This is a genomic window from Streptomyces johnsoniae (assembly GCF_031845565.1).
Taxonomy (GTDB): Bacteria; Actinomycetota; Actinomycetes; order Streptomycetales; family Streptomycetaceae; genus Streptomyces; species Streptomyces johnsoniae.
In genome coordinates this window covers 75,210-99,962 of the sequence record NZ_JAVREV010000015.1, presented here as the reverse complement: position 1 = coordinate 99,962, position 24,753 = coordinate 75,210, and the positions used below count along the sequence as shown (strand labels likewise).

Below are 24,753 nucleotides of genomic sequence, written 5' to 3'. Positions count from 1 at the left end.
TCAGGGGCGGGCGCGGAACAGGGCCGTCCAGAGGAACGGTTCGCCGAACCGGCCGGACGTGGGCGGCTCGTCACACATGCGGCGCAGTTCGACCTCGGCCAGGTCGGCGAAGATCCGCCGCAGCGACTCGGGCGTGTAGGCGAGGCCGCCGTGCAGACCGGACGTGCGGTAGAAGTCGGCGTCGGAGAGCTCCGAGCCCATCGCACCGGCCGCGAAGCAGGTGAGGGCGAACCGGCCGCCGGGCGCGAGCAATCGGTCCAGGAGGGCGAGGTAGCTGATGCGGCGGTGCGGCGGCAGGTGGTGGAAGCAGCCGGAGTCGTAGATCAGGTCGTAGGGGCCGGTGAGCCCGGCGCCGGCCGGGCCGAAGGCGTCGCCGCACACGAAGCGGACCGCGGAGCCCGCGGCACGGGCGCGGTCCTCGGCCCAGGCGACGGCGACGGGTGAGAGGTCGACGGCGTCCACGTCGAAGCCCCGCGCGGCGAGGTGGCGGGCGTTGCGGCCGGGCCCGCAGCCCAGGTCGAGAGCGCGGCCGGGAGTGATCAGGCCGTGGTCGAGCCAGGAGACGAGGCTTTCGTCCGGCTTGTCCGCGAAGAACGGGACCGGCCTGGCGCGGTCCGCGTAGAAGTCGTCCCACCAGCCGCCCGCGTCGGCCGTCCAGCGGTCGGCACCCGGCGCGAACAGCGTGTCCATGAGCCCCAGCACATCGTCCACGGTGCGTATGTTCCGGTCCATCACATCCCCTTCCCGACTCACTTCGATCGTAGGCCCGTTTCCGGCGAATCCCCAGCTCAGAGCGGGTGAACGGCGGCCGTGTGCGGTCGTGCGGCGGCCCCGCGCGGCGCCGCGGACCTACCCCGGCCCCGCCGGGCCCAGCGGGGCCCGGGCGCCCCCGCGGCGGGCCACCTCGGGACGTTCCGCCGCGCGCCCGGCCCACTTTCCGCACGAGTTCACGCACGGGCCGCGGGAACGCACCCTTCACCGACCACCGACGGAGCCGTCCGGTACCGGTCCGCCGGCTCGTCGCGGGCGGCGCGGGCGGCGCGGGCGGCGCGGGCGGCGCGGCCCTGGACGATGGCCGACGTCGCGTCGAGGAAACATCGGTCAACGAATCGCGCAGCAAGTGATCCGAAGGCATCGGAAACGATCGGCACGGTGAGTAACCGCAGGCCGAAATCGTCACCTTCCGTTATCGCTGCACCCGTTGAACCGCCGCGGGCCGGGATGAGTCGCCCTCCGCACCGCACCGCGCCCGGGTCGGGCGGCAAACGAAACACACCCGGGGCCGCGGCGGGGCTCAATCCGGCTGACCGCCGCAGGACTCGCGGACCTCAAGGGTCGGCCACAGCTGCACGCGGTGCACCGGGCGGCCGCCGGCCTCCGTGGCACGGGCCAGGGCCAGTTCGGCGGCCAGTTTGCCCAGCCGGTGCTTCTGCGGGCGGACGGCGGTCAGCGGCGGATCGGACGTGGCGGCGACCTCGTCGTCGTACGAGACCACGGCCAGCTCGCCGGGCACCGCGATGCCCAGATCCCTGGCGCGTTCCACCATGCCGATGGCCTCCCGGTCGGAGTGCACGAGCAGCGCCGTCATCCCTTGCTCCCGGCAGCGCCACAGCACTTCGTCGTACGCGGTCGCCCAGCCGGGGGTGCCGTAGCTGACGACCTCGAACAGCCAGGCGTCGGGCCGGGGCATGCCCAGCTCGGTCATGGTCTCCGCCCACCCCTGCCGCAGCGCCCGGCTGGTGGGGCTGCTCCCGGAGAGGATCAGCGCGATGTTGCGGTGCCCCAGGGTCACCAGGTGCCGGACGCCGAGCCCGGCACCGATCGCGTGCGCCGTGGTGGCGGCGTCCAGGGCCAGGGTCGGCAGTTCGGGCGGGGGCTGGCGCTCCACCAGCACCACGGGCACCGGCAGGGCGGCCAGCCAGCGCAGCAGGTCGAGGCCGTAGGTGCCGGTGACGACCGGGGCGACGAGCAGGGTGCGGACCCCGCGTTCCAGCAGGGCGGTGATCTGCCGCCGGTCCTCGCCCGGCTCGTAGCTGGAGACGCGCATCACCAGCCGGCCCTCCGCCGCGTTCACCGCCGTCTGGGCGCCCTGGATGACGTGCGGCCAGTAGTACTCCACGGACGGCACGACCATGCCGAGCAGCACGCCGGCGGCCGTGGGGCCGAAGGGGGTGCGCTGCTGTTCCGGCTCGCGGCCGCGGCGGTGGCGCAGCGTGACGCCGCCGTGCACCCGTTGCAGCAGACCCCGGTCGGCCAGGGCGGTGACGTCGCGCCGCACGGTCACCGCCGAGACGCCGAGGCGCTCGACCAGCTCGCTCAGCCGGACCGTGCCCTGCTGGCGCACGGCGGCAAGGATGCGCTCCTGGCGCTCCGAGGGAAGGAACACCGGTCGCCCTCACTTTCGCATTTGATCGATTTTGATCGTTATGGTTCCGGGTGATTGACCGTGAACTATCCCACAGGTTGGAGTGGCCCGACAGATTGTTCGGGAAGGAAGAGAGGCTATGGCGCAACACACCGGCTGGTCGCGCCGCGCGCTGCTGCGCGCGTCGGCCGGCACCGCCGCGTTCGCCGCCGGTGGCGTCGGTCTCGCCGGCTGTACGTCCTCGACAACCGCCTCCGGGGCGACCCGGGTCACCCTGTGGTCCTGGATGACCGGGATGGATCAATACGTGGCGGCGTTCAACGCGGCACAGAACGACGTCCACGTCGACCTCAGCGTGATCGCCGCCGGTCTCTCCGGCGGCTACGCGCAGCAGACCAACGCCATCAAGGCCCACAACGCGCCCGACATCCTGCATGTCGAGTACCAGGGCCTCATCCAGATCCTGGCCACCGGCGGCCTGCGGGACCTCACCGAGGACATGGCCGACCTCGCGGACGGATACTCGCCGGCCGCCTGGCGGTCCGTGCGCCCGGACGGGCGCACCTGGGCCGTCCCCATGGACCTGGCCCCCATGGCGCTCTACTACCGCAAGGACCTCTTCGACCAGCACGGCATCCCGGTCCCCCGCGACTGGCGCGAGTTCACCGACGCCGCCGAGCTGGTGCGCGAGGCCGACTCCGACGCCCGGCTGACGACGTTCCCGCTGAACGACGGCTCCTTCTTCGCCGGCATGTGCTGGGGCGCCGGGGACCCGTGGTGGCGCATCGAGGGCGACACCTGGCTGGTGAACGTGGCCGGCGAGGGCACCCTGCGCACCGCCGAGTTCTGGCAGGAGCTGATGGACGCCGACCTGGTGCGGAACGGCGGCACCGGCACCCAGGACTGGATCGCCGGCATGCACGAGGGCCGGCTGTGGGGATACCTGGGAGCCGCCTGGGGCGTGGGCACGCTGAAGAAGTCCATCCCCGACGACACCGGCCGCTGGGCCGTGACCGCCATGCCGGTCTGGGACACGAACCGGCCCGCCAACGGCGTGCAGGGCGGCACGGCCTTCGGGATCTCCGTGGAGAGCGAGGTGGCCGAGGCGGCGATGACGTTCCTGCGCTGGCTCAGCACCGACCCCGAAGTGCCGCGCATCGGCGCGGCGTTCACCTCGCCGTTCCCCGCCTACCTGCCCAACCGGGACGTCGCCCGCGAGGTCGTCCCCGACGACTACTTCATCGGCGCCCCCGTGTACGACGTGCTGGACGAGGCGGACGCCCGCGTTCCCGAATGGACCTGGGGCCCCAACGCGCTCGGCCTGTTCTCCTCGGTCGCCGACTCCTTCGGCGGCGTGTCCACCGGCGGCACCACCATCCCCGCCGCCGTGCGCGAAGTGCAGGAGGCGGCCGTGTCCACCATGCGCGACCGCGGCCTGTCGGTCAGGGAAGGGGGTGCGGCGTGACCGTCGTGACCCCCGACCCGGCCGGCGGGAAGACGCGGCAGGACACCGCGGCCGGGCCGCGCCGCCGCTCCCGGCTGGCGCCGCTGGTGCTGGCCGCGCCGTTCGCGCTGCTGCTGCTGTGCACCGTTCTGGTGCCCATCGGCTACGCCCTCTACCTGAGCCTGTTCACCGAACGCCTCTCCGGGCTCGGCTTCGACGGCCCGCACGACGTCTTCGTCTGGCTGGAGAACTACGCCGACGTGCTCGGCGACGCCGCGTTCCGCGAGAGCGTGGGCAACGTCGCCCTCTACGCCGTCATCCACGTGCCCCTGATGCTCGGCGGCGCGCTGGTGCTCGCCCTCCTGCTGGACGGCGCGACCGTGCGGCTGCGGCAGGTGTGGTCACTGGCGGTGTTCCTGCCCTACGCCGTGCCCGGCGTGATCGCCGGACTCATCTGGGCCTACCTCTACAGCCCCAACATCGGCCCGCTCAACGACGTGCTGCCCTGGGACCCGCTGGGCAGCAACGGCGTGCTGCCGTCCATCGTCAACATGGCGACCTGGCAGTGGATGGGCTACAACATGATCATCTTCTACACCGCGCTGCGCACCGTGCCGCGCGACGTGCTGGAGGCATCCACCGTCGACGGCGCGGGGCCGATACGCACCGCGCTCGCCATCAAGGTCCCGATGATCCGGCCGACCATGTTCGTCGCGCTGGTCTTCACCGTCATCGGCTCCCTCCAGCTGTTCACCGAGCCACTGGTACTGCGCTCGTTCACCACCTCGGTGACCAGCACCTGGACGCCCAGCCTGTACGTCTACGAGGCCGCGTTCATCAGCAACGACTACGGCCGGGCCGCCGCCGCCTCGCTGCTGCTCGCACTCGCCTCGGCCCTGCTCTCGGCGCTGGTGATGCGCCTGTCCGCCCGGAGGTCACGATGAACGCGCCGCGGGGGACATCCCGTTGGATGTCCAAGAGTGTGGTGCACACCCTGCTGCTGATCGCGGCGCTCTACAGCGTGCTCCCGCTGATCTGGCTGTTCACCTCCGCCACCAAGAACGTCGGGGACTTCTCCACCACCGGCGCGTTCGAGCTGGGCGACTGGAACCTGTGGAGCAATCTCGGCGACCTGTTCGCCGAGGAGGACGGCGTCTTCCTCGACTGGGTGCGCAACTCCCTGCTCTACGCCGGGCTCGGCGCCGTCCTCGGCGCGCTGATCTGCGCCGCCTGCGGCTACGCCATCGCCAAGCTCGACTTCCCCGGGCGGCGTGCCCTGTTCGCCGTCACCCTCGCCGGCGTGCTCGTGCCCACCACCGCACTCGCGCTGCCGCTCTACCTGCTCGCCTCGGAACTGCGCATCGTCGACACCTTCTGGGCCGTCTTCATTCCCCTGCTGACCAACCCCTTCGGCGTCTACCTGGCCCGCGCCTACGCCGAGGCCGCCGTGCCCGACGAGGTGCTCGAAGCGTCCCGCGTCGACGGCGCGGGCGAACTGCGCACCTTCTTCACCATCGCGCTGCCCATGATGCGGCCCGGCGTGGTGACCGTTCTGCTGTTCCAGTTCGTCGGCATCTGGAACAACTTCTTCCTGCCTCTGGTCATGCTGACCGATCCCGAGCTGTTCCCCATGACGCTCGGCCTCTTCCAGTGGAGTTCCCGCGTGAGCCAATTCCCCCAGTACAGCCCTCTGGTCATCACCGGCTCGCTGCTCGCCGTGGTGCCCCTGGTGATCGCCTTCATCGTGCTCCAGCGGCAGTGGCGCTCCGGCCTTGCCACCGGGAGCGTCAAGTGAGCCACCAGGCCGGGCCCCAGACCATGCTCGTCATGGGGCACGACACCTTCACCGCCCAGTTCGCCGAAGCCGAACTGGCCCGGCTGCGCTACCTCGCCGCCCTCGGCGACCCCCTGGTCACCGACGAACTGCACTCCCCAGGAACGCTCGGCCGGCTGGCCGAGACCGAAGTGCTCATCACCTCCTGGGGCTGCCCCTACCTCACCGAGGACATCCTGAACGCCGCCCCGCGCCTGCGCGCCGTCCTGCACGCCGCGGGCTCGGTGCGCTCGCACGTGAGCCGGGCCGTCTTCGACCGCGGCCTGCTCGTCACCACCGCCGCCGAGGCCAACGCCGAGCCCGTCGCCCACTACACCCTGGCCGCCGTGCTCTGGGCCTTCAAAAAGGTGCCGTTCCTCGGCGCCGACGCCCGCACGTTCCGCACCGACTGGAGCTACCGCGACCGCCGCGGCGAACTGTCCGGACGCGACCGCACCGTCGTCCTCGTCGGCCACTCGCGGATCGGCGCGCGGGTCTGCGCCCTGCTCACCCGCCTCGGCCTGGCCCGCGTCCTGATCGTCGACCCCGTCGCCGACCCCGCCGCCATCCGCGCGGCCGGCGCCCAGCCCGCCACCCTCGCCGAGGCCCTGCCCCAGGCCGACGTCCTCAGCCTGCACGCCCCGGCCCTGCCGCAGACCCGCGGGCTGATCGGCGCCGCGGAACTCGCCGCGCTGCCCCGGCACGCGGTGCTGATCAACACCGCGCGCGGCAGCCTGGTGGACACCGAGGCGCTCACCCGGGCCTGCGCCGACGGCGGTCTGCACGCCATCCTCGACGTCACGGAACCGGAGCCGCTGCCCGCCGACTCCCCGCTGTACGACCTGCCGAACGTGCTGGTCACCCCGCACGTCGCCGGCTCGCTCGGATCGGAGACCCGAAGGATGGCCCAGGCCGCACTCGACGAACTGGAGCGCTACCGCGCCGGCCGCCCCCCGGTGGACCCGGTGTCCTCGCACGACATGGCGGTGCGCGCATGAACCCGGACCGAACGCTCTCGCCCCACACCGGCTGGACCCGCGCCCACTGGGCCGCCGCCGCCGACCGGCTGCTGGCCGCCGTCGACCGGCACCGGTCCCCGCTCGGCGCGCGCGTCGACCTGCCGGGGCCGCCCAGCACCTTCGGCCCCGCCTCCGACGGCCTCGAAGGCTTCGCCCGCACCCTGCTGCTGGCCGGCTTCCGCGTCGCGGGCGAACGGGGCGCCGACCCCACCGGGCTGCTGGAACGCTACGCCGACGGCCTTGCCGCAGGCACCGACCCGGCCTCGCCCGAGGCGTGGCCCCGGCCGGACGAGCTGGGGCAGGCCAAGGTGGAGGCCGCCTCCATCGCGCTCATCCTGCAACTCACCCGCCCCTGGCTGTGGGACCGGCTCGACGACCGGGTGCGACAGAACACCGTCGACTGGCTGGCCACCGTCATCGGCCAGCCCTACCCGCCGATCAACTGGGTCTGGTTCCGGATCGTCGTCGAGTCCTTCCTGCGCGAGGCCGGCGGCCCCTGGTCCGCCACCGACATCGAGGAGGACCTCGCCGTCCACGCGTCCCTGCGGCGCCAGGGCGGCTGGCTCTCGGACGGCGCCGACCAGCGCGCGTTCGACCACTACACGGGCTGGGCACTGCACCTCTACCCGCTGCTGTGGAGCCAGGCGTTCGACGTCACCGGCACCCTCTGCCCGCCCGGACTCCGCCAGACGTGGGCCGACGACCTCACGCACTACCTCCACGACGCGGTCCACCTCCTCGGCGCCGACGGCTCCCCCCTGCTCCAGGGCCGCAGCCTCATCTACCGCTTCGCCGCCGCGGCCCCGCTGTGGACCGCCGCCTACACGGGCACCGGCGACCTGCCGCCCGGCCTGCTGCGCCGCGCCGCCAGCGGCATCGTGCGGCACTTCGCCGACCACGGCGCGCCGGACGCCGACGGGCTCCTCACCCTCGGCTGGCACCACCCCTGGCCCGCCATGAAGCAGACGTACTCGGGCCCCGGCTCGCCCTACTGGGCCGCCAAGGGCATGCTGGGCCTGGCCCTCCCCGCCGACCACCCCGTGTGGACCGAGCCGGAGGCGCCCCTTCCGGTGGAACGCGGCGACTTCGGCCGGGTCGTCGAGGCACCGGGCTGGCTGGTCTCCGGGCGGGACGGGCTGGTCAGCGTCGTCAACCACGGCACCGACCACGCGAGTCCCGGCGCCACCGTCACCGACGCCCCGCTGTACGCGCGGCTCGGCTACTCCACCGCCACGCTCCCGCCGCTGACCGGACCCACGGTGGACGCGCCGCTGGACAACGCCGTGGTGCTCCTCGACGCCGAGGGCCGCGCCACACACCGCACCGGCTTCACCGCCCACTACGCCCGCCAGGCACCCGGCGGGGTGCTGCTCGCCGCCTCCGGCGGGCACACGTACTGGGTGGACCCGGCACCCGACACCGGGGCCGACCACGGCTCGGGGCGCACCGGCCGGATCACGCCGGGCCCCGGCATCACCGTCGCCTCGGCCGTGCGCGACGGCGTCGAGGTCCGGCTGGTGCGCGTCGCGACCGCCGGACTCCCGGCCGGACCGCACACGCTGCGTCTGGGCGGCTGGCCGGTCGCCGCGGCCGACCGGCCGGCGGCGGGCCCCGGGGCCACCGCGCGCACCGCCGCCCTGCGTTCCGCGGTCCTGCCGCTGCGCGGCTTCCCCGGGGCAGGGGTGCACGCGGAACGCGACTCGGGGCCGCTCGGCACCTGGACGGCCGTGCCCTGGGTCGCCACGGACGGCACCCTGCCGGCGGACGGCCTCCTCGCGGCCCTGGTCATCCTCGACCGCGGCGGGGAACCCCTCGGCGACGCACCGGAGTTGACCACCCATCCGGAAGGAGCCACGATCCACTGGCCGGACGGCCACAGAACGCGGGTGCCGATCTGACGTTGCCGTTCGCTCCTGACCGTTCCTGACCACTCCTGCCGCTCCCCGGCCTTTCCGCGCGGGAGGGATTGACTGTCCGACGCCCCGCCGCATACTGAACGACATCGGCCGCTCATGTTTGCGTAAACATGTCGGCTGCCGTGCTCACCGCTCTTTCGAACGACCCCTTCACGAGCCGCGTCAGAAAGGTAGGGCACCCATGCACTCCCCCACCGCGAGCGCGCCAGGAGGCCGGGCCGTGCGCCTCGCCCGGCTGCTGGTCACCGCTCTCTGCCTGAGCCTCGCCGCCGTCGTCCTCGCGGCGCCGACGGCCAGGGCGGCACCGGTCACCGTGCTGAACGGGACCCAGTTCACCGATCCGAACGGTGACCCGGTGCACGCCCATGGCGGCGGTGTCATCGAAGTGGACGGCTACTACTACTGGTTCGGGGAGAACCGGCAGGAGGACAGCAACGCCTTCCGCTACGTCTCCGTCTACCGCTCCGCCGACCTGAAGACCTGGGAGTTCCGCAACCACGTCCTCACCCAGGCCTCCGACCCCGAACTCCAGCAGGCCAACATCGAACGCCCCAAGGTCATGTACAACGAATCCACCGGGCAGTTCGTCATGTGGATGCACAAGGAGAACGGCCAGGACTACAGCGAGGCCCGCGCCGCCGTCGCCGTGTCCGACACCGTCGACGGCGACTACGCCTGGCAGGGCAGCTTCCGCCCGCTGGGCCACATGTCCCGTGACATCACCGTCTTCGTCGACGACGACGGCACCGGTTACATGGCCTCGGCCGCCCGCGAGAACTACGACCTCCACCTCTACCGCCTCACCGACGACTACACCGACGTCGAAAGCCTGGTCGCCAACCCCTGGCCCGGCGGCCACCGCGAAGCCCCGGCCCTCTTCAAGCGCGACGGCATCTACTTCATGCTCACCTCAGGCGCCACCGGCTGGAACCCCAACCAGCAGCAGTACGCCACCTCCACCAGCCTCACCTCCGGCTGGAGCAGCATGCGGAACATCGGCGACTCCACCACCTACGGCTCCCAGACCGCCTGGGTCCTGCCCGTCCAGGGCACCAGCGCCACCACCTACATGTACATGGGAGACCGCTGGGGGAACTCGTTCGGCGGCCGGGTGAACGACTCACGTTACGTCTGGCTCCCGCTGTCGTTCCCGACGAACCGCACGATGAGCATGAGCTGGTCCCCCGAGTTGGCCATCGACGCCGACGCCGGAACGGTCCGCGGGACCGGCGGGCCCTACCAGACGCTGACCGCGCGGCACTCGGGAAAGTGCCTCGACATCCCGAGCCGGTCCCAGACCGTGGGCCAGCAGCTCGCGCAGTACCCGTGCAACGGCGGGGGCAACCAGCACTTCTGGCCGCGCGACGCGGGCAACGGCCACGTACAGCTCGTCACCCGGCACAGCTCCCTGTGCCTGGCGGTCGCGGACGGCTCCGCCACCGCGGGCGCCGCCGTGGTCCAGACGACGTGCGGCGGCGGGCCCGAACAGCAGTGGCGGGTGACCGACACCGGCGACGGGTACGTCCGGCTCGCCGCCCGCCACAGCGGCATGTGCCTCGACGTCTCGGACGAGTCGACGGCGGACGGCGCGCGCCTGATCCAGTACAGCTGCTCGGACGCGCAGCACCAGCAGTTCAGGCGGGCGACCGTCTGATCCGCCTGCGGAGGGGTCCCGGCCCGCGCGCGGCGCGGGCCGGGACCCTCACCCGGCGCGCCAGCTCTCCGTGTCGAATCCGTACAGGTGCGTCGCACCCTCCCCGCCACCGCTGGTGCGGAACGGCTCGCCGCCCTCGTCGATGACGAGCGTGCCGCGCTCCTCGCCGCTGCTCCACTCCAGCTCGACCGACCAGGAGCAGTCGCAGCCACCGGCCGCCGCCTCCACCCGGAGCACCAGGGGCTCGTCCGCGGTGACGGCGAACGGCAGGGCGGGGGCCGGGAGTTCGGTCATGGTGTCGCCGTCGAAGCCGGCGACCGGCCGGGCGACGGGGCGTTCCGCGTCGAGGTCGACCGCAAACGTGGCCGGCGTCAATGCGCCCCCGCAGCCCAGCGACATGTCGAAAACCGGCCATTCCAGCGGCGCCCTGCGCTCGACGACCCGGATGTGCACGGCCTCGACGACGACCGTGCCGGGCAGCGCCGTGCGGACCGTCGACTCGACGATGGTGGAGTCGCCGTGCACCGCACCGAGCCGGTCGGCCCACGGCTCCGCGTCCTGCGCGACCGGCGGCGGCGGAACCTCGGCGGCAGGCCGGTCGATCAGGTAGCGGTGACCGCAGCCGCCCGCCCACACGTGGGAGCGTGCGGTCCAGGTCAGGGGCGCCTCGGCGGAACTCGCCACGGGCGGCCGGTCGGTGGGAGAGCCGCCGGAGCTCGCGGCGTTCAGCGCGGTGACGATGACGACGAGCAGCGCGGCGAGCCCGGCGGCCAGCGGCCAGCGCCGCCGCCCGCGCCCGGCGGGCACCGGCGCCCCCCGTTCCTCCTGCTCCGGCTCCGGCACCTGCTCCTGCTCCTGCTCCTGCTCCTGCTCGGTCGCCTGTTCCGGCTCCGGTGCCCGTTCCCGCTCCGCCGGCTCCCGCACATCCGACGCCGCACTGCACTCCGGCTCCCGCTCCTTCCGCGTTCCCGCGGAGCGCGACGCGGAGCGTGCCGCGGGGCGCAGGGCGTCCGCGCGCAGCCACAGGCGGTGGAGGTCGACCAGCTCCTCTTGGGTGGCCCCGCACCGCCGGGCCAGCCGCTCCACCGGGGCGTACTCGGCGGGGACGACCGCACCCGAGCAGTAACGGTGCAGTGTCGACGTGCTGATGTGCAGGTGCCGGGCGAGCGCGCCGAAGCTCTGCCCGGAACGTTCCTTCAGCTCGCGCAGCCGCTCCGCGAAGCGCTCGGCCGCGACGTTCCCCGTCATCTCTCCCCCATCTCCCCGTCCCCGGCCGCCGTTCCAGGGAAGGCCCATCGTCCCACGTCAGAGCGCCCGGGAACGTCCCCGCGTCCCTGATCGGCACGGAACTGTTGCCGGGCGCGGCGCGCGGCCCGCAGGCTGCTCGCGGCAGACATCCGCACGTTCCTTCTGGGGGGACACGTGAATCTTCTTTCCTCCGGCCGCCGTTACGCGGCGGCCGGTTCGCTCGCCGCGGCCTGCGTCCTGGCCGTGACCGTTCCGGCCGGCGCGCAGCCGGCCGCCGCCGAGGTACCGCCCGAGGCGTTCCTCACCGGCGACGAACTGCCCGCGCACGACACCGGCTGGTACTCCTCGGGTGCCGTGGCCGGGCTGCCGGAGTGGCCGGTCTTCTGCTTCGAGGACCAGCTGCCCGCCGAGGACGCCTGGCACCAGCCGTACTGGACCGAACTCGACACCAGCGCCCTTCAGGTCGTCGTCGATGCCGGCGACGAGGCCGGGGCCGAGGCGCTGGTCGCCGCGCTGTCGACGGCGGCGGCCGACTGTGCGGCCGACTGGCTGCGCGAGAATCCGGGTGCCGCCGCGGCCTGGGACGACTACGGCCCGGTCGAGGCCGCCGACGGCGGCCACGTGTACGGCGTGCACACCGCCCCGCAGGAAGCCGGGCTCGGTGTGCGGCTGTTCGGCGTGGGCCGGGACGGCACGCGGGTCACGCTCGTCGACTGGGGCCAGATGGGCACCCTGGAGGACGCGCCCGTCGAGGAGTTCGGCACGACGCTGAGCACGGCCCTGGACAAGCTGGGGGCCTGACGCCGCAGATGTCACCCGGTGCCTGCCGTTCGGGGGCGGACAGGCACCGGGTGACTATTTCTGCACACGTTTACATCACCTGTTTCAAGCGTTTCACCAGGGACTCTCTCGTCAAAGTGACGGTTACGCGCACCAATTCGGCGAGAACTCAAGATCTTTACATGTAAGCGATTGCATTCCCTCCTCGGTCGGCAGTACGTTCGGCACACTGCCGTGATCGGAGGGTTATGGCCGCCAGCATCATTGATGTCGCCCGGCGCGCGGAGGTGTCCACCGCGACCGTCTCGCGGGCCCTGCGCGGGCTGCCGAACGTGTCGGAGGCGACCCGCGAGCGCGTGCTGCGCGCCGCGGAGGAGCTGTCGTACTCGGTCTCCCCGCACGCCTCCTCCCTCGCCTCCGGCCGGACCGGAACGGTGGGGGTCGTCCTGCCGTTCGTCAACCGGTGGTTCTACAGCCAGGTGGTGGCCGGCATCGACACGGTGCTGCGCGCCAACGACCTGGACATACTGCTGTACAACCTCGGCGACGAGCGGGTGCACGAGCGCTTCTTCGCCCGCATGCCGCTCCGCCGCCGCGTCGACGCGTTGATCGTGCTCAACCTGCCGCTCTCCGCGAGCGAGTCGGAGACGCTGGTGTCGCTGGAAGTGCCCATAGCCGTGCTCGGCACCCGCATACCCGGCTGCTGGCACGTCGCCATCGACAATGCGGAGGGGGCGAGCACGGCGGTCCGCCACCTGATCAACCTCGGGCACCGCAGGATCGGTATGATCACCGGCGCCCTCGGGGACCCCAGGGGCTTCACCACGCCGATCGTCCGTCAGCATGCCTACCGCACCGTACTGGCGCAGGCGGGGATTCCCTACGACCCGGATCTCGAAGCCCCGGGTCACCTCGGCATCGAAGAAGGCGCGTCGGCGATGGCACAGCTGCTCAGCCTGCCCGATCCGCCCACCGCCGTCTTCGCCGAGTCCGACCAGATGGCGTTCGGCGCGCTGCGCACGCTGAGCCGGATGGGCCTGCGCGCCCCGGACGACGTCTCGGTCATCGGCTTCGACGACCACGAGACCGCGGAGCTGCTCGACCTCACCACCATTGCACAACCCGTATCCCACCAGGGCGAGTTGCTTGCTCGTCAGATTCTGGACGCGCTGTCCGGAGCGAGCGAGGAGCCGACCCGGGTGGTGGTGCCCACGAGGCTGGTCGTCCGTGGGACCACCGGCGCATGCTCACGCAGCGCGCCTCTCTCATGATCACCACTCACCCCGGCCGGGACCTGAACCGGACCAGCACAGCCGCACTACTGCGCGGTGAGCCGCTCAATCCGCGCATTTTCCAGGGTCAACTCGCAAGAGGAATGGAAGATACGTGCCCCGCACCCGCATTCATCAGAACACGGCCGCACCCTGGTGGCGCACCGCCGTCGTGTATCAGGTCTACATCCGCAGCTTCGCCGACGGCAACGGCGACGGCATCGGCGACATCGCCGGACTGCGGGCCCGGCTGCCCTACCTCAGGGAGCTGGGCGTCGACGCCGTGTGGATCAATCCGTGGTATCCGTCGCCGATGGCGGACGGCGGCTACGACGTGGCCGACTACCGCGGCATCGACCCGGTCTTCGGCACGCTGGCCGAGGGCGAGGAGATGATCGCCGAGGCGCACGCCCTCGGCATCCGCGTCGTCCTGGACATCGTGCCCAACCACACCTCCGACCGGCACCGCTGGTTCACGGAGGCGGTCGACGCGCCTCCCGGCTCACCGGAACGGGACCGGTACGTCTTCAGGGACGGCCGCGGACCCGGTGGCTGTGAGCCGCCGAACGACTGGCGCAGCCGCTTCGGCGGCCGGGCCTGGACCCGGGTCACCGAGCCGGACGGCTCGCCCGGGCAGTGGTACCTCCACCTGTTCGCCTCCGAGCAGCCCGATCTCAACTGGTCCAGCCGCGAAGTGCGGGCCGAGTTCGAGTCGATCCTGCGCTTCTGGTTCGACCGGGGCGTGGACGGGTTCCGTATCGATGTGGCCCACGGTCTGGCCAAGGACCCCGCCCTGCCCGACCTCGGCCTGCCGGAGGGGGTGCTGTTCGACGAGGACCGGCAGCTCGACAAGCACCCGCACTGGGACCTCGACAGCGTGCACGAGATCTACCAGACGTGGCGGAAGATCGCCGACTCCTATGCGGGCGACCGGCTGTTCATCGCCGAGGCCCATGTGAACGACGACCGGCTGCCGTTGTACGTCAGGCAGGACGAGTTGCACACCGCGTTCAACTTCTCGTTCCTGAAGTCCGCCTGGGACGCCGAGGAGCTACGCGCGGTGATCGATCGCTGCGTCACCACGCTCGGCGCGGTGGGCGCGCCCTCGACCTGGGTGCTTTCCAACCACGACGTGCCGCGGCACGTCACCCGGTACGGCCGCGCCGCGACGTGCACGCACGAGCACGACGTGGACCCGGGGCCGAGTGATCTCGGGCTCGGGCTGCGGCGGGCGCGGGCGGCGGCGCTGCTGATGCTGGCGCTGCCCGGCAGCGCCTACCTGTACCAGGGCGAGGAGCTGGGCCTCTGGGAGGTCGAGGACCTGCCGGAGGGGGTGCTGGCCGACCCCACGTGGGAGCGGTCGGGCCACACGGTGCGCGGCCGGGACGGCTGCCGGGTGCCGCTGCCCTGGTCGGGGTCCGACAGCCCGTTCGGCTTCGGGCCCAAGGGCAGCAAGCCGTGGCTGCCGCAGCCGGCCGGCTGGGAGTCGCTGACCGCGCAGACGCAGTCCGGGATTCCGGCGTCGATGCTGGAGCTGTACCGTTCGGCGCTGCGGCTGCGTCAGGACCAGCCCGGGTTCAAGGGCGAGTCGCTGCGCTGGCTGGACGCGCCCAAGGGCGTGCTGGCGTTCGAACGGTCGCCGGTGCTGCGCTGCGTCGTCAACTTCTCGGGCGAACCGTTCCCCCTCCCGAAGAACTGGGGCGTGCTGCTGACCAGCGACCGGATCACGAACGGGACCCTGCCGCCCGACACCACGGTGTGGCTGTGGGGCGGCGGCGCGTCGCGCGCCTGACCGCCGGCTATCCGGTCGGGGGGCGCGCGTCCCCGGTCGGGTAGGCGGCGCGGATCGCGTCCTGGACCACGGCCTCGGCCGCGGCGCGGTCCAGGCCGAGCCGGGCGACGCGCTGCGCGTAGGTCTGGGCCGCCGCCGCTGCCTCCCGCGCGGCGGCGTCCCGGGCCGCGGCGACGAACGTGCCGTTGCGGCCCCTGGTCTCCACCACGCCGTCGCTCTCCAGCGCGCGGTAGGCCTTGGCCACGGTGTTCGCGGCGAGCCCCAGCTCGTCCGCGAGCCCGCGGACGGTCGGCAGCCGGTAGCCGACGGGCAGTTGCCCGCGCCGTACCTGCTCGGCGATCTGCGCGCGGAGCTGCTCGTAGGGCGCGCCGGGCGCCCGGGAATCGATGGTGACCTTCACGGAGGCGATTGTGCCGCAGCCGCGATCCGGCGGCATCACGCCCCGTGCTCGCGCAGGCGGTCGCTGACCTCGCCCAGGGCCTCGGCGAGGACGGTCAGCTGGTGGCGGTCGAGGCCGTCTATCAGCACCTCGCGCACCCGCGCCACGTGGCCGGGCGCGGCCGCGCGCAGGGCGGCGACGCCCGCGTCGGTGAGCCGGGCCGTGACGCCCCTGATGTCGCCGGGGACCTCACCGCGTACGACGAGCCCGCGCTCCTCAAGGCGGCCGATCTGGTAGGTGAGGCCGCTCTTCGACGTGATGAGGGATTCGGCCAACTCTGTCATCCGCAGCCCGGCACCGCCGGCGGCGGCGAGCTTGACCAGAATCTCGTACTGCGGGTGGGAGAGGCCGGCCTCCTCCTTCAGCTGCTGCTCAACGCTGCGGAACACGCGGTGGCTGGCTTCGAGGAACGCTGTCCAGGCCGCCATTTCCTGCTCGTCGAGCCACCGGGTTTTCGCCATACGGCCATCATAGGGAGGTTGTTCGGATCTGAAGTGCCGAGTACTGTCGGCCCGGTAGTTGTTTTAATTTGAACCAGCCCCCCGTATCGACAGCGCCCCCGCAGGAGGCCGCCCGTGACGTCCCCCACCACGACCGGTACCGCGCCCATCGCTCCGCCCGCCGCAGCCCCCGCCCCGCTCCTCGGGCAGGCACCCGCCGGGCTCGACCTCGGCCTGCTTCTCCTCCGCCTCGCCGTCGGCCTCACCATGGCCGCGCACGGCAGCCAGAAGCTGTTCGGCTGGTTCGACGGCGCGGGACTGGACGCCACCGGAGCGGGCTTCACATCCATGGGTTATCCGTCCGGCGAGACCATGGCCCTGGTGGCCGGTCTGTCGGAGACCTTCGGCGGACTCGGGCTCGCCCTCGGTCTGTTCACGCCACTGGCCGCGGCGGCGGTGCTCGGCACCATGATCAACGCCGTCTTCGCCGTGCACTGGGAAAGTGGATTCTTCCTGCCCGCCGGCTACGAGTACGCCATGATCATGGGCTTCGGTGCCGCATCGCTCGCGCTCACCGGACCGGGGCGCCTCGCCGTCGACCCGCTGCTGCCCGTTCCCGCGCTGCGCACCCACCGCACGACCTACGGCGCCGCCGCGCTCGGCCTCGCCGTGGTGACGGCGGTCATCGTCCTGCTGCTGCGCGACTGACATCCCCGCGTCCCACGAGGAAAGCCGATGAAGGACACCGCCGCGCGCATGCCCGTGCTGTACCTGAGCCACGGGGCGCCGCCCCTGGCCGACGACGCGCTGTGGCCCGGACAGCTCGCCGCCTGGGCGGCGCTGCTGCCCCGGCCGCGGGCGGTCCTGATGGTGTCCGCGCACTGGGAGAGCGCCCCGCTCACGCTGGGCGCGACCACCACGGTCCCCCTGACCTACGACTTCTGGGGCTTTCCCGAGCGCTACTTCCGCGTGACCTACCCGGCGCCGGGCGCGCCGTGGCTCGCCGAGCGCGTGCGCGGGCTGCTCGCCGGGCCCGGCGTTCCGGTGCACGACGCCCCCGGCCGCGGCCTGGACCACGGCGCGTACGTGCCGCTGGCCGAGATGTACCCGGACGCCCGCATCCCGGTGCTCCAGCTGTCCATGCCGACCCTGGAGCCGGAGCGGCTGCTCCGGCTCGGCCGCCGTCTCGCGCCGCTGCGCGACGAGGGCGTGCTGATCGTCGGCAGCGGCTTCTTCACCCACAACCTCTCGGAGCTGACCTGGGGTTCGGGGCCGCGGGAGGCGCCCGGCTGGTCGCGGGAGTTCGACGCCTGGGGCGCGGAGGCCCTGGCGGGCGGGGACGTCGACGGGCTGCTCGACTTCGCCGTGCGGGCACCCGCCGGGCGGCGGGCGCATCCGCGCACCGAGCACTTCGCGCCGCTGTTCCTCGCGCTCGGCGCGGGCGAGGCCGACCTGTCCCGGCAGCGGACGGTGATCGACGGCTTCTGGGCCGGCCTCGCCAAGCGGTCCGTTCAGCTGGGCTGACCGAACGTCTGGAACGCGGTCCTGCGCGGGACGCGGAAGACGTCGCGGCCCGCCACCGCGTTCAGGATCAGCGCGCCGCGGTAGGCGCCGATCCCCAGGTCTGGGGCCGCCGCACCGTGCGTGTGCAGCTCCGCGTTCTGCACGAAGAGACCCGCACTCACCTCCGGAACGGTGCGCACCCGGTGACCGGCCGTCACGTCGTAACGGCCCTTGTCGTCCCAGGAGATCAGCTTCTCCACCGGCGCGATGCAGTCGGGGCGGCGCCCGGCGTAGCCGGTGGCCGCGACCACGGCGCCGGTGGTGCGCTCGGCCCGGCTGCCGGTGTCCGCATGTGCGGTGGTGAGCCGCACGGTGCCGTCCGCCACCCGGGCGTCCAGCAGGGCGGTGGCAGGCAGCAGGGTCACCGGCGGGCGGTCGCCGTCGAGCAGGTGGTCGTACAGCTCGTCGTGGATGAGGTCGATCGTCTCGGTGTCGATGCCCTTGTACAGCTGCCACTGGGAGGTGATCAGCCGGTCGCGCACGGCCGGTTCGAGGCCGTTGAAGTACCGCATGTAGGCGGGCGTGGTGTATTCGAGGACCAGCTTGGAGTAGTCCAGCGGGGCGAAGCCCCAGGACCGGGTGAGCCAGGTGACCGCCCAGCCCGCCTCGCGCTGGCGCCGCAGCAGGTCGAGGAAGACCTCGGCGCCGGACTGCCCGGAGCCGACGACCGTGACGTCGCGCACCCCGGCTGCGGTCAGCCCGTCGACGCGGTTCAGGTGCTCGCCGGAGTGGAAGACCCGGTCCCCCGCCACCTCCGCCGCCTTCGCGAGGGCGGGCGGCAGCGCCGGCTCGGTGCCGACGCCGAGCACGAGGTTGCGCGCGGCGTGGACGGCGGTGCGGCCGGTGCCGGTGTCGCGCACCGTCAGCTCCCACAGATCGCGCGCGGCGTCCCAGCGCACCTCGTCGACCGAGGCGCCGAACCGGCAGCCGGGCAGCCGGGCCGCGGCCCAGGCGCAGTAGTCGGCGTACTCGCGCCGCGGCACGTGGAAACGTTCCGCGATGTAGAACGGGTACATCCGGTCGTGCTCGACCAGGTAGTTGAGGAACGACCAGGGGCTGGTGGGCCGGATCAGCGAGACGAGGTCGGCGAGGAAGCCGACCTGGAGCGACGCCCAGTCGAACATCAGGCCCGGGTGCCAGTCGTAGGCGGGCCGCCGGTCGAAGGCGGCGAACGAGAGGCCGTCGACCTCGTCGGCGAGGGCGGAGAGCGAGAGGTTGAACGGCCCGATGCCGACCGCCGCCAGATCGAGCACCTCGGGCTCGGCAGCGTCGCCGCTCACGCCGCCTCCTCCACGGCGGAGCCGGCGGCGACGACCGCGGCGATGAGTTCGTCGATGTCGTTCTTGGTGGCCTGCGGGTTGAGCAGGGTCAGTTTCAACCGGACCCCGCCCGCCGCGTCGGTGCGGCCGATGAGCGCGGTGCCGCGGGCGAGGAGGCGGCGGCGGAGGGCGCCGTTGACGGCGTCGGCGTCGGCGCCCCGGGCGCGGGGCAGGTAGCGGAAGACGACGGTGGTGAGGGTGGGCGCCGCGGTGAGTTCGAGCCGGGGGTGGGAGGTCACCGTGCCCGCCGCGTGCAGGGCCAGGTCGTGGCAGGCGTCCAGCATGGCGCCGATCCCCTCCTGACCCAGCGCCAGGAAGGTGGCCGCGACCTTCAGCGCGTCGGCCCGCCTGGTGGTCGCCAGCGAGTGGCCCAGCAGCCCGTCGTAGCCCGCCGCGCCGTCGTCGTCCGGGTTGAGGTAGGCGACGCGCAACCCGGTGGTGGCCGCGAAGTCGCGGCCGTCCCTGGCCAGCAGAACGCTGGCCGCGGCGGGCTGCCAGGCCGTTTTGTGCAGGTCGATGGTGACCGTGTCGGCCGCCTCGATACCGTCGAGCAGGGGGCGCATCCGGTCGGAGAACAGCGCGCCGCCGCCGTAGGCCGCGTCCACGTGCAACCGCACGCCGTGGCGGGCGGCCAGGGCGGCGATCTCGGGCAGCGGGTCCACCGAGCCGTAGTCGGTGGTGCCCGCGGTGGCGACGACGGCGATCGGCACCTCGTTCTCGCGGCGCCCGGCGAGCGCGCGGGCCAGCTCGTCGGTGCGCATGCGGTGGGCGCCGTCGGCGGGAATCAGCCGCACGGCGTCCTCGCCGAGGCCAAGCACGGCGCAGGCGCGGGCGACGGAGAAGTGCGCCAGCTCCGAGCAGTAGACCACCGGTTCCGCGGCCAGGCCGGTGAGCCCGGCGCTCCTGACGTCGCGGCGCGCGCCGAGCGCGGCATCGCGGGCGATCAGCAGGGCCTGGAGGTTGGAGGCGGTGCCGCCCGGGGTGAGGACACCGTCCCCCTCCGGCCCGTAGCCGGCGAGCGCGGCGAGCGCACGGACGACGCGGCGTTCGATCTCGACCGCGTAGGGGCCGCTGTCCCAGGTGTCGACCGAGGCGTTGAAGACGGACGCGAGCACATCCGCGGCGGCGGCCACCGACAGGGCGGGCGGCTGGAGATGCGCGGCGGCGTGCGGGTCGGCGAGGTCGACGGTGTGGGCGGCGTAGGAACGGGCGAGGGCGAGGACGGCCTCCCGGCCACCGCCGGTGCGGGGCAGCGGGCCTTCCGGCAGCTGGGCGTCCAGCAGACGCGCCAGCTCCTGCGGGGTGAGAGCGGGCAGCGGCCCTGTGCGGCGGCGCAGGGCTCCGGCGGCCTCCCTGGTCAGCTCGGTGACGAGTCGCCCGACGTCGGCGAGGCCGGCCGGGTCGGCGGCCAGCAGATCGGGCTCCAGGAGCGTGGGGGGCGCGGGCACGGGTGGGGCATGGCCGGGCATGCTCATGGGTTCTCGGGGTGTCCCTTGTCTTGGCGGCGTGTTGCGGCGGCGTGCTGCGGCGGCGAGCGGCTGCTTTCGGGGGCTGGGGCGTACGCCGGGGCAGGCTCGGCGGACGGAAGCCCCGGGTGCTCCCGCGGTCTCCGCCCACCGGATCAATTTAGGTTAGGCATACCTAAGTTTGTCAACCGGGCCTGCCCGGACGCCCCCGCTTCCGGGGTCACAACCACCCGGAGCAGAACGGAGGTTGACCGCCGCTTCGGCATCGACGCCGCCGTGGGTGCACTGGGGCTCGCGGACGGTGGCGCACCACTCGGTACGACGAACTCCCCACCGGAAGTGGATGCCTCGGTGCCTCAGCCCTCGTCGAGCACCGTCCGGATCACGTGCCTGGCGTTGTGCGCCATCGCCGCGTTCGTCCCCCGGTAGTAGGGCAGCGCGATCAGCGCCTGCGACAGTGTCCGCCCCCGGCCGCGCGTCCAGGTCGCGTCGTCCACACCCAGCGCCTCGCGGAAGACCTCCCTCGCATCGGCCGGCAGCAGGTTCCACGCCGGAAACAGATCGCACGCCGGATCACCCACCCCCAGGCATCCGAAGTCGATCACCGAGGTCAGCCTGCCACCGTTCACCAGCAAGTTGCCCGGCATGAGATCGGCGTGCAGCCACACCGGCGGGCCATTCCAGCCAGGGGCCTCCAGCGCCTCCGCCCACACAGCGGCGGCGGCGTCACAGTCGACGCCTTCCTGCGGCAGCCCGCGCAGTTCCTCGATCGCGGTCCGGGTCGCCGCGTCGAGCGAGGCGACCGGCCCGCCACGGTGGGCTTGCGGCGCCCCGGGCAGGGTGATGCTCCGCATCGCCGCCACGAACGCGGCCAGATCCCCGGCCAGCGCGACGGGGTCGCTCAGCGCCCCCGCCACCGGGTTCTCCCCCGCGAGCCACTTGTACACCGACCACGGCCACGGATACCCCTCGGCGGGCCGCCCGCCGCCGAGCACCTCGGGAACGGACGTGGGCAGGCGGGGCGCGAGGCGCGGCAGCCATGTTCGTTCCAGCGATACGTCGCCTGCCCCGCCGGCCGTCAGGGGAAGCCGTACGACCATGTCGTCCCCCAGCCGGAACATGGCGTTGACCGTGCCGCCCGAAGGAAGCCGCGCCACCGCCAACCCCGCCCACCGCGGGAACTGCCCGGCGATCAGCCGCCGTACCAGGTCGTCGTCGATGGCTTGTCCTGTGCTCCCTGTGCTCCCTGTGCTCATGGCACGCCATCCGACCGCCGGACGCCGACGAGCGTCAAACGCCTTTCCGGTCGGCGGGCACCACATCCCATCCCATGGCCGAGAGCCGGCCGACGGCAGCCCCGATGGCGGGGCCCGCGCCGTCCTCGTCGATCCAGGGCAACCAGTTGAGCGACAAGTCGAGAGACAGGTTCCCTGCTTCGTTGACGATCCGCACCCCGAACGGAGCGCTGCCGGAATACCAGTCGAGCGGGCCGGCCACCCACAGTTCGCCCGCGGACTTCTCGACGGGAAAGCGGATCACCCCGTTACCGCAGGACACCGGCAGCTCGCTGCCGTCGCTGCCGTCGCCTTCGAGAAGAGCGCGCGTCGCCTCGGGCAGGCGCACCCGGACTGCTTCGACGATCAGTTCGATCCAGCCGGTCCTGGTGTCGGACCCCGAGCACTCCTGCTGGGCGAGGATGGTGCGGAACCAGTCCAGGATGACGGCACGGTCCAGCCGCTCGCGCCGGGCCACCAGGAGCCTGTTCCAGATATTTGGAATTCGGACCCATTCCGGCGGCGCGGCGACCCGTAGCTGGTGAAAGCGCGCGGTCGGCTCCGGCTCCCTGAGCGGGTAGCCGAATTCGGCGTCACAGCAGGCGAGTTCGACGTTCACCGCGAGCGGTTCGAAAAGACCGTCCCCGAGAGCGAAAAGCGCGTCGACGGCCAGCACGGCGAAGTCCAGCTGATCGTCGGACCCGTCCGGGGCGACGAGCTCGGCATACACATGCGGGCGGGCCTCGAACCTGATGCTCACCTCGGTCACGCCGCCGCCCTCACGTCTCGGCCGCCTCGGTCGGACGAGCCGGGACCACGCTAAGGCAGCCTTCTAGGCTGCTCCACATGCCCGACGACATGACGCACGCGAAGCGCGACGACCGGCCCGAGGAATCCCGGCGGGAGGGCCTGCGCCGGACTTTCGACGAGGACGCTGAGCTGTACGACCGGGCCAGGCCCGGATACCCGCCGGGCCTGTACGACGACCTCGCGGAACTCGCGGGCGCCCGCCCCGGCGGCCACGTGCTGGAGGTGGGCTGCGGCACCGGACAGTTGACCGTGCCTCTCGCCCGGCTCGGCTGCCGGATCACGGCCGTCGAGGCGGGCCCGCACATGGCCGCCGTCGCCCGCCGCAATCTTGCCGGGGCCGCGGCGGTGGAGGTGGTGACGGCGGACTTCGAGAGCTGGCCGCTGCCGGAGGAACCGTTCGACGTGGTCGTCGCGGCGACCGCGTTCCACTGGATCGACCCGGCCGTGCGGATGGCGAAGGCCGCCGAGGCACTGCGCCCGGGCGGGACGCTCGCCGTGGTGCGAACGCAGCATGTGAGGGGCGGCACCGAGGAGTTCTTCGTCGAGGTCCAGCGCTGCTACGAGCGCTTCGATCCGGACACCCCACCCGGGCTGCGGCTTCCCCCGGCCGCCGACATCGACGGCTCGGACCATGCGCACGAGGTCGCACTGAGCGGCCGGTTCGGCCCCACGGTCTTCCGCCGCCACGAACAAGACCTCACGTACACGACGTCGGACTACCTGGATCTGCTGCGCACCTACTCCGGCCACCGGGCCCTTCCGGAAGCCGCCAGGACCGGACTGCTGGAATGCATCGCAAACCTGATCGACAAACGGCACGGCGGCCGGGTGACCAAGCGTTACCTCATCGAACTGGCAGTGTCACCCACCTCCGGTGGTCGGCGTGCAGGCGCCGCTCGGCAGGGCGGCACGAGCTGGGCGTGATCAGAAGGTGATGACGAGGCGAACAGCATGCTTGTCGATGACCAGCCCTCCGGGGAGTTTCTCGTCTTCGGTGTCCGCGGGGTGGGCGGTGATGATGGGTTGGCCGGCGCGGTCCTGGTCCCAGGCCCGGGTCTGTGCGCATAGCCTTTCCGCGAGTTGTCGCCCGGCGGGGCCGTGGCCGATTGCGCCGAGTTCGGAGCGGCGTTCGGTCCCCTCGGCGGTTTCAAGGCGGCGCACGGTCAAGTACGCCAACGAGCCGTCTTGGGCCAGTGCGGGGCTGCGGACGGGGATGACGGGAGTGCACAGGCCGGTTTGAACGGCGGTGGTGTCGGCGGCGATGCGGCAGGTGCCGGGTTCGGTTCCGGTGAGGCGAAGCCACACGCCGTCGAACGAGTCGTACGGGCCGACCGTCACTCCAGACCAGGCCTTCGCCTTCGGCTGGCTGAGGACGTCGTGCAGGGCGACCGGGTCGATGGGCTGGTCGGCGTCCCAGTACAGGGTGACGTGGCGGCCTGAGGCGATGGTGCCGTCGCGTTCGCCGTCCTGACCGACCATGGGCACGAAACCACAGAGTTCGACATCGTCGGAACGCAGGTGGCCGGCTTCACGGACGAAAGCGACGGAGCGAGTCTGGCCGCGCCAGCGCAGCGGCACCACCAGCCGGCCGCCGACGGCAAGTTGGTTCCACCAAGCGGGTGGGAGGTCCCAAGCGCCGACGGTGACAATCAGACGGTCATAAGGAGCATTCTCGGCGTCTCCCAGGGCGCCGTCGCGGGTGGCTACGTGGACGCGGCCGTAGCCGGTGGCTTCCAGCGCCTTGGTGGCCTGGTCGGTTACTTCCGGATCGATGTCGACGGTGGCGACGTGACCGTCTTCGCCGGTGAGGTGGGCGAGCAGGGCGGCGTTGTAGCCGGTGCCGGCGCCGATCTCCAGAATGCGCCGCCCGGGGTGGACGTCGAGTTGCTGAAGCATCATGGCGACGACGGACGGCACGGACGCACAGGAGAGGGCGGTCCCGTCCTCGGCGCGCTTGGTGATGACGGCCTGGTCCGCGTAGGCGTCCTCAAGATCGGCGGCCGGCACGAACCGGTGGCGGGGTACGTCGCGCATGGCCTGCTCGACCCGGTCGGAGGCGAGAGAGCCTTCGGCGGTGAGCTGGTCGACCATGGCTGACCGCAGGGCCTCAGGCGAGGTGTGGGTAGTGGCGTTCATCGAT

General features: G+C 72.5%; 22 protein-coding genes. 12 read left to right on the top strand and 10 right to left on the bottom strand.

From position 1 onward, the window contains the following. Nucleotides 1-732, bottom strand: coding sequence for a class I SAM-dependent methyltransferase (locus RM779_RS24505; protein WP_311619917.1), 732 nt, complete (start codon nt 730-732; stop codon nt 1-3). A 562-nt stretch (nt 733-1,294) separates the two neighbouring features. Continuing rightward, on the bottom strand, nt 1,295-2,386 hold the full coding sequence (locus RM779_RS24500) for a substrate-binding domain-containing protein (protein WP_311619916.1): 1,092 nt from the start codon (nt 2,384-2,386) through the stop codon (nt 1,295-1,297). 118 nt (nt 2,387-2,504) lie between these two features. Between RM779_RS24500 and RM779_RS24495 the strand changes: the two genes are divergently transcribed. From RM779_RS24495 to RM779_RS24470, 6 genes are all read left to right on the top strand, one after another. Beyond that, nucleotides 2,505-3,830 carry an ABC transporter substrate-binding protein gene (locus tag RM779_RS24495; RefSeq protein ID WP_311619915.1) on the top strand — a complete coding sequence of 442 codons (1,326 nt, stop codon included), beginning with the start codon at nt 2,505-2,507 and terminating at the stop codon, nt 3,828-3,830. Then, nucleotides 3,827-4,753 (top strand): carbohydrate ABC transporter permease, encoded by a 927-nt coding sequence (locus RM779_RS24490; RefSeq protein ID WP_311619914.1) that lies wholly within the window; start codon nt 3,827-3,829, stop codon nt 4,751-4,753. Before RM779_RS24495 ends, RM779_RS24490 begins: the two co-directional genes overlap by 4 nt. Beyond that, nucleotides 4,750-5,604, top strand: coding sequence for a carbohydrate ABC transporter permease (locus RM779_RS24485; RefSeq protein WP_394813381.1), 855 nt, complete (start codon nt 4,750-4,752; stop codon nt 5,602-5,604). Before RM779_RS24490 ends, RM779_RS24485 begins: the two co-directional genes overlap by 4 nt. Before the next feature lie 32 nt (nt 5,605-5,636). Continuing rightward, the gene (locus tag RM779_RS24480; RefSeq protein WP_311619912.1) at nt 5,637-6,620 is read left to right on the top strand and encodes a hydroxyacid dehydrogenase; all 984 of its coding nucleotides are present in this window, start codon (nt 5,637-5,639) and stop codon (nt 6,618-6,620) included. Next, nucleotides 6,617-8,539: a DUF2264 domain-containing protein gene (locus tag RM779_RS24475; RefSeq protein ID WP_311619911.1), complete on the top strand. Its 1,923-nt coding sequence runs from the start codon at nt 6,617-6,619 to the stop codon at nt 8,537-8,539. Before RM779_RS24480 ends, RM779_RS24475 begins: the two co-directional genes overlap by 4 nt. A gap of 238 nt (nt 8,540-8,777) precedes the next feature. Further along, on the top strand, nt 8,778-10,211 hold the full coding sequence (locus RM779_RS24470; protein WP_311620024.1) for an RICIN domain-containing protein: 1,434 nt from the start codon (nt 8,778-8,780) through the stop codon (nt 10,209-10,211). A gap of 48 nt (nt 10,212-10,259) precedes the next feature. Here RM779_RS24470 and RM779_RS24465 read toward each other — a convergent pair whose 3' ends face one another. Next, nucleotides 10,260-11,459, bottom strand: a complete 1,200-nt coding sequence (locus RM779_RS24465) for a helix-turn-helix domain-containing protein (protein ID WP_311619910.1) — start codon at nt 11,457-11,459, stop codon at nt 10,260-10,262. Nucleotides 11,460-11,633: 174 nt separating this feature from the next. Here RM779_RS24465 and RM779_RS24460 point away from each other — a divergent pair, with 174 nt between their 5' ends. From RM779_RS24460 to RM779_RS24450, 3 genes are all read left to right on the top strand, one after another. After that, nucleotides 11,634-12,260, top strand: coding sequence for a hypothetical protein (locus tag RM779_RS24460; protein WP_311619909.1), 627 nt, complete (start codon nt 11,634-11,636; stop codon nt 12,258-12,260). 227 nt (nt 12,261-12,487) lie between these two features. After that, the gene (locus RM779_RS24455; RefSeq protein WP_311619908.1) at nt 12,488-13,510 is read left to right on the top strand and encodes a LacI family DNA-binding transcriptional regulator; all 1,023 of its coding nucleotides are present in this window, start codon (nt 12,488-12,490) and stop codon (nt 13,508-13,510) included. 115 nt (nt 13,511-13,625) lie between these two features. Beyond that, nucleotides 13,626-15,302 (top strand): glycoside hydrolase family 13 protein, encoded by a 1,677-nt coding sequence (locus tag RM779_RS24450; RefSeq protein ID WP_311619907.1) that lies wholly within the window; start codon nt 13,626-13,628, stop codon nt 15,300-15,302. A 7-nt stretch (nt 15,303-15,309) separates the two neighbouring features. Here the strand turns inward: RM779_RS24450 and RM779_RS24445 are convergent, their stop codons facing one another. Together RM779_RS24445 and RM779_RS24440 are read right to left on the bottom strand one after the other, a co-directional pair. After that, entirely contained in the window at nt 15,310-15,738 is a 429-nt protein-coding gene (locus RM779_RS24445; RefSeq protein ID WP_171987819.1) for a GntR family transcriptional regulator, read from the bottom strand. Continuing rightward, the gene (locus RM779_RS24440) at nt 15,738-16,202 is read right to left on the bottom strand and encodes a MarR family winged helix-turn-helix transcriptional regulator (protein ID WP_311619906.1); all 465 of its coding nucleotides are present in this window, start codon (nt 16,200-16,202) and stop codon (nt 15,738-15,740) included. Before RM779_RS24440 ends, RM779_RS24445 begins: the two co-directional genes overlap by 1 nt. Before the next feature lie 114 nt (nt 16,203-16,316). Between RM779_RS24440 and RM779_RS24435 the strand changes: the two genes are divergently transcribed. Further along, nucleotides 16,317-16,889, top strand: a complete 573-nt coding sequence (locus tag RM779_RS24435) for a DoxX family protein (RefSeq protein WP_394813380.1) — start codon at nt 16,317-16,319, stop codon at nt 16,887-16,889. 27 nt (nt 16,890-16,916) lie between these two features. After that, on the top strand, nt 16,917-17,705 hold the full coding sequence (locus tag RM779_RS24430; protein ID WP_311619905.1) for a dioxygenase family protein: 789 nt from the start codon (nt 16,917-16,919) through the stop codon (nt 17,703-17,705). Here RM779_RS24430 and RM779_RS24425 read toward each other — a convergent pair. From RM779_RS24425 to RM779_RS24410, 4 genes are all read right to left on the bottom strand, one after another. Next, nucleotides 17,693-19,024 (bottom strand): lysine N(6)-hydroxylase/L-ornithine N(5)-oxygenase family protein, encoded by a 1,332-nt coding sequence (locus RM779_RS24425; RefSeq protein WP_311619904.1) that lies wholly within the window; start codon nt 19,022-19,024, stop codon nt 17,693-17,695. The genes RM779_RS24430 and RM779_RS24425 overlap by 13 nt on opposite strands. After that, the gene (locus RM779_RS24420) at nt 19,021-20,511 is read right to left on the bottom strand and encodes a pyridoxal phosphate-dependent decarboxylase family protein (RefSeq protein ID WP_311619903.1); all 1,491 of its coding nucleotides are present in this window, start codon (nt 20,509-20,511) and stop codon (nt 19,021-19,023) included. Before RM779_RS24420 ends, RM779_RS24425 begins: the two co-directional genes overlap by 4 nt. Before the next feature lie 374 nt (nt 20,512-20,885). Next, a complete protein-coding gene (locus RM779_RS24415) occupies nt 20,886-21,785 on the bottom strand; it encodes an aminoglycoside phosphotransferase family protein (protein ID WP_311619902.1) in 900 nt (299 codons plus the stop codon). 34 nt (nt 21,786-21,819) lie between these two features. After that, entirely contained in the window at nt 21,820-22,572 is a 753-nt protein-coding gene (locus RM779_RS24410; protein WP_311619901.1) for a hypothetical protein, read from the bottom strand. Nucleotides 22,573-22,649: 77 nt separating this feature from the next. Between RM779_RS24410 and RM779_RS24405 the strand changes: the two genes are divergently transcribed. Then, on the top strand, nt 22,650-23,537 hold the full coding sequence (locus RM779_RS24405; protein WP_311619900.1) for a class I SAM-dependent methyltransferase: 888 nt from the start codon (nt 22,650-22,652) through the stop codon (nt 23,535-23,537). Here RM779_RS24405 and fxlM read toward each other — a convergent pair whose 3' ends face one another. After that, the gene (fxlM, locus tag RM779_RS24400) at nt 23,538-24,749 is read right to left on the bottom strand and encodes a methyltransferase, FxLD system (protein ID WP_311619899.1); all 1,212 of its coding nucleotides are present in this window, start codon (nt 24,747-24,749) and stop codon (nt 23,538-23,540) included. Nucleotides 24,750-24,753 lie beyond the last annotated feature (4 nt).

What these genes read in the sequence shown, in the direction of transcription:
- RM779_RS24430 (WP_311619905.1), top strand. Translation starts at nt 16,917, where the DNA reads ATGAAGGACACCGCCGCGCGCATGCCCGTGCTGTACCTGAGCCACGGG.
- RM779_RS24405 (WP_311619900.1), top strand. Translation starts at nt 22,650, where the DNA reads ATGCCCGACGACATGACGCACGCGAAGCGCGACGACCGGCCCGAGGAA.
- RM779_RS24475 (WP_311619911.1), top strand. Translation starts at nt 6,617, where the DNA reads ATGAACCCGGACCGAACGCTCTCGCCCCACACCGGCTGGACCCGCGCC.
- RM779_RS24495 (WP_311619915.1), top strand. Translation starts at nt 2,505, where the DNA reads ATGGCGCAACACACCGGCTGGTCGCGCCGCGCGCTGCTGCGCGCGTCG.
- RM779_RS24455 (WP_311619908.1), top strand. Translation starts at nt 12,488, where the DNA reads ATGGCCGCCAGCATCATTGATGTCGCCCGGCGCGCGGAGGTGTCCACC.
- RM779_RS24505 (WP_311619917.1), bottom strand. Translation starts at nt 732, where the DNA reads ATGGACCGGAACATACGCACCGTGGACGATGTGCTGGGGCTCATGGAC.
- RM779_RS24485 (WP_394813381.1), top strand. Translation starts at nt 4,750, where the DNA reads ATGAACGCGCCGCGGGGGACATCCCGTTGGATGTCCAAGAGTGTGGTG.
- RM779_RS24480 (WP_311619912.1), top strand. Translation starts at nt 5,637, where the DNA reads ATGGGGCACGACACCTTCACCGCCCAGTTCGCCGAAGCCGAACTGGCC.
- RM779_RS24445 (WP_171987819.1), bottom strand. Translation starts at nt 15,738, where the DNA reads ATGCCGCCGGATCGCGGCTGCGGCACAATCGCCTCCGTGAAGGTCACC.
- fxlM (WP_311619899.1), bottom strand. Translation starts at nt 24,749, where the DNA reads ATGAACGCCACTACCCACACCTCGCCTGAGGCCCTGCGGTCAGCCATG.
- RM779_RS24415 (WP_311619902.1), bottom strand. Translation starts at nt 21,785, where the DNA reads ATGAGCACAGGGAGCACAGGGAGCACAGGACAAGCCATCGACGACGAC.
- RM779_RS24440 (WP_311619906.1), bottom strand. Translation starts at nt 16,202, where the DNA reads ATGGCGAAAACCCGGTGGCTCGACGAGCAGGAAATGGCGGCCTGGACA.
- RM779_RS24465 (WP_311619910.1), bottom strand. Translation starts at nt 11,459, where the DNA reads ATGACGGGGAACGTCGCGGCCGAGCGCTTCGCGGAGCGGCTGCGCGAG.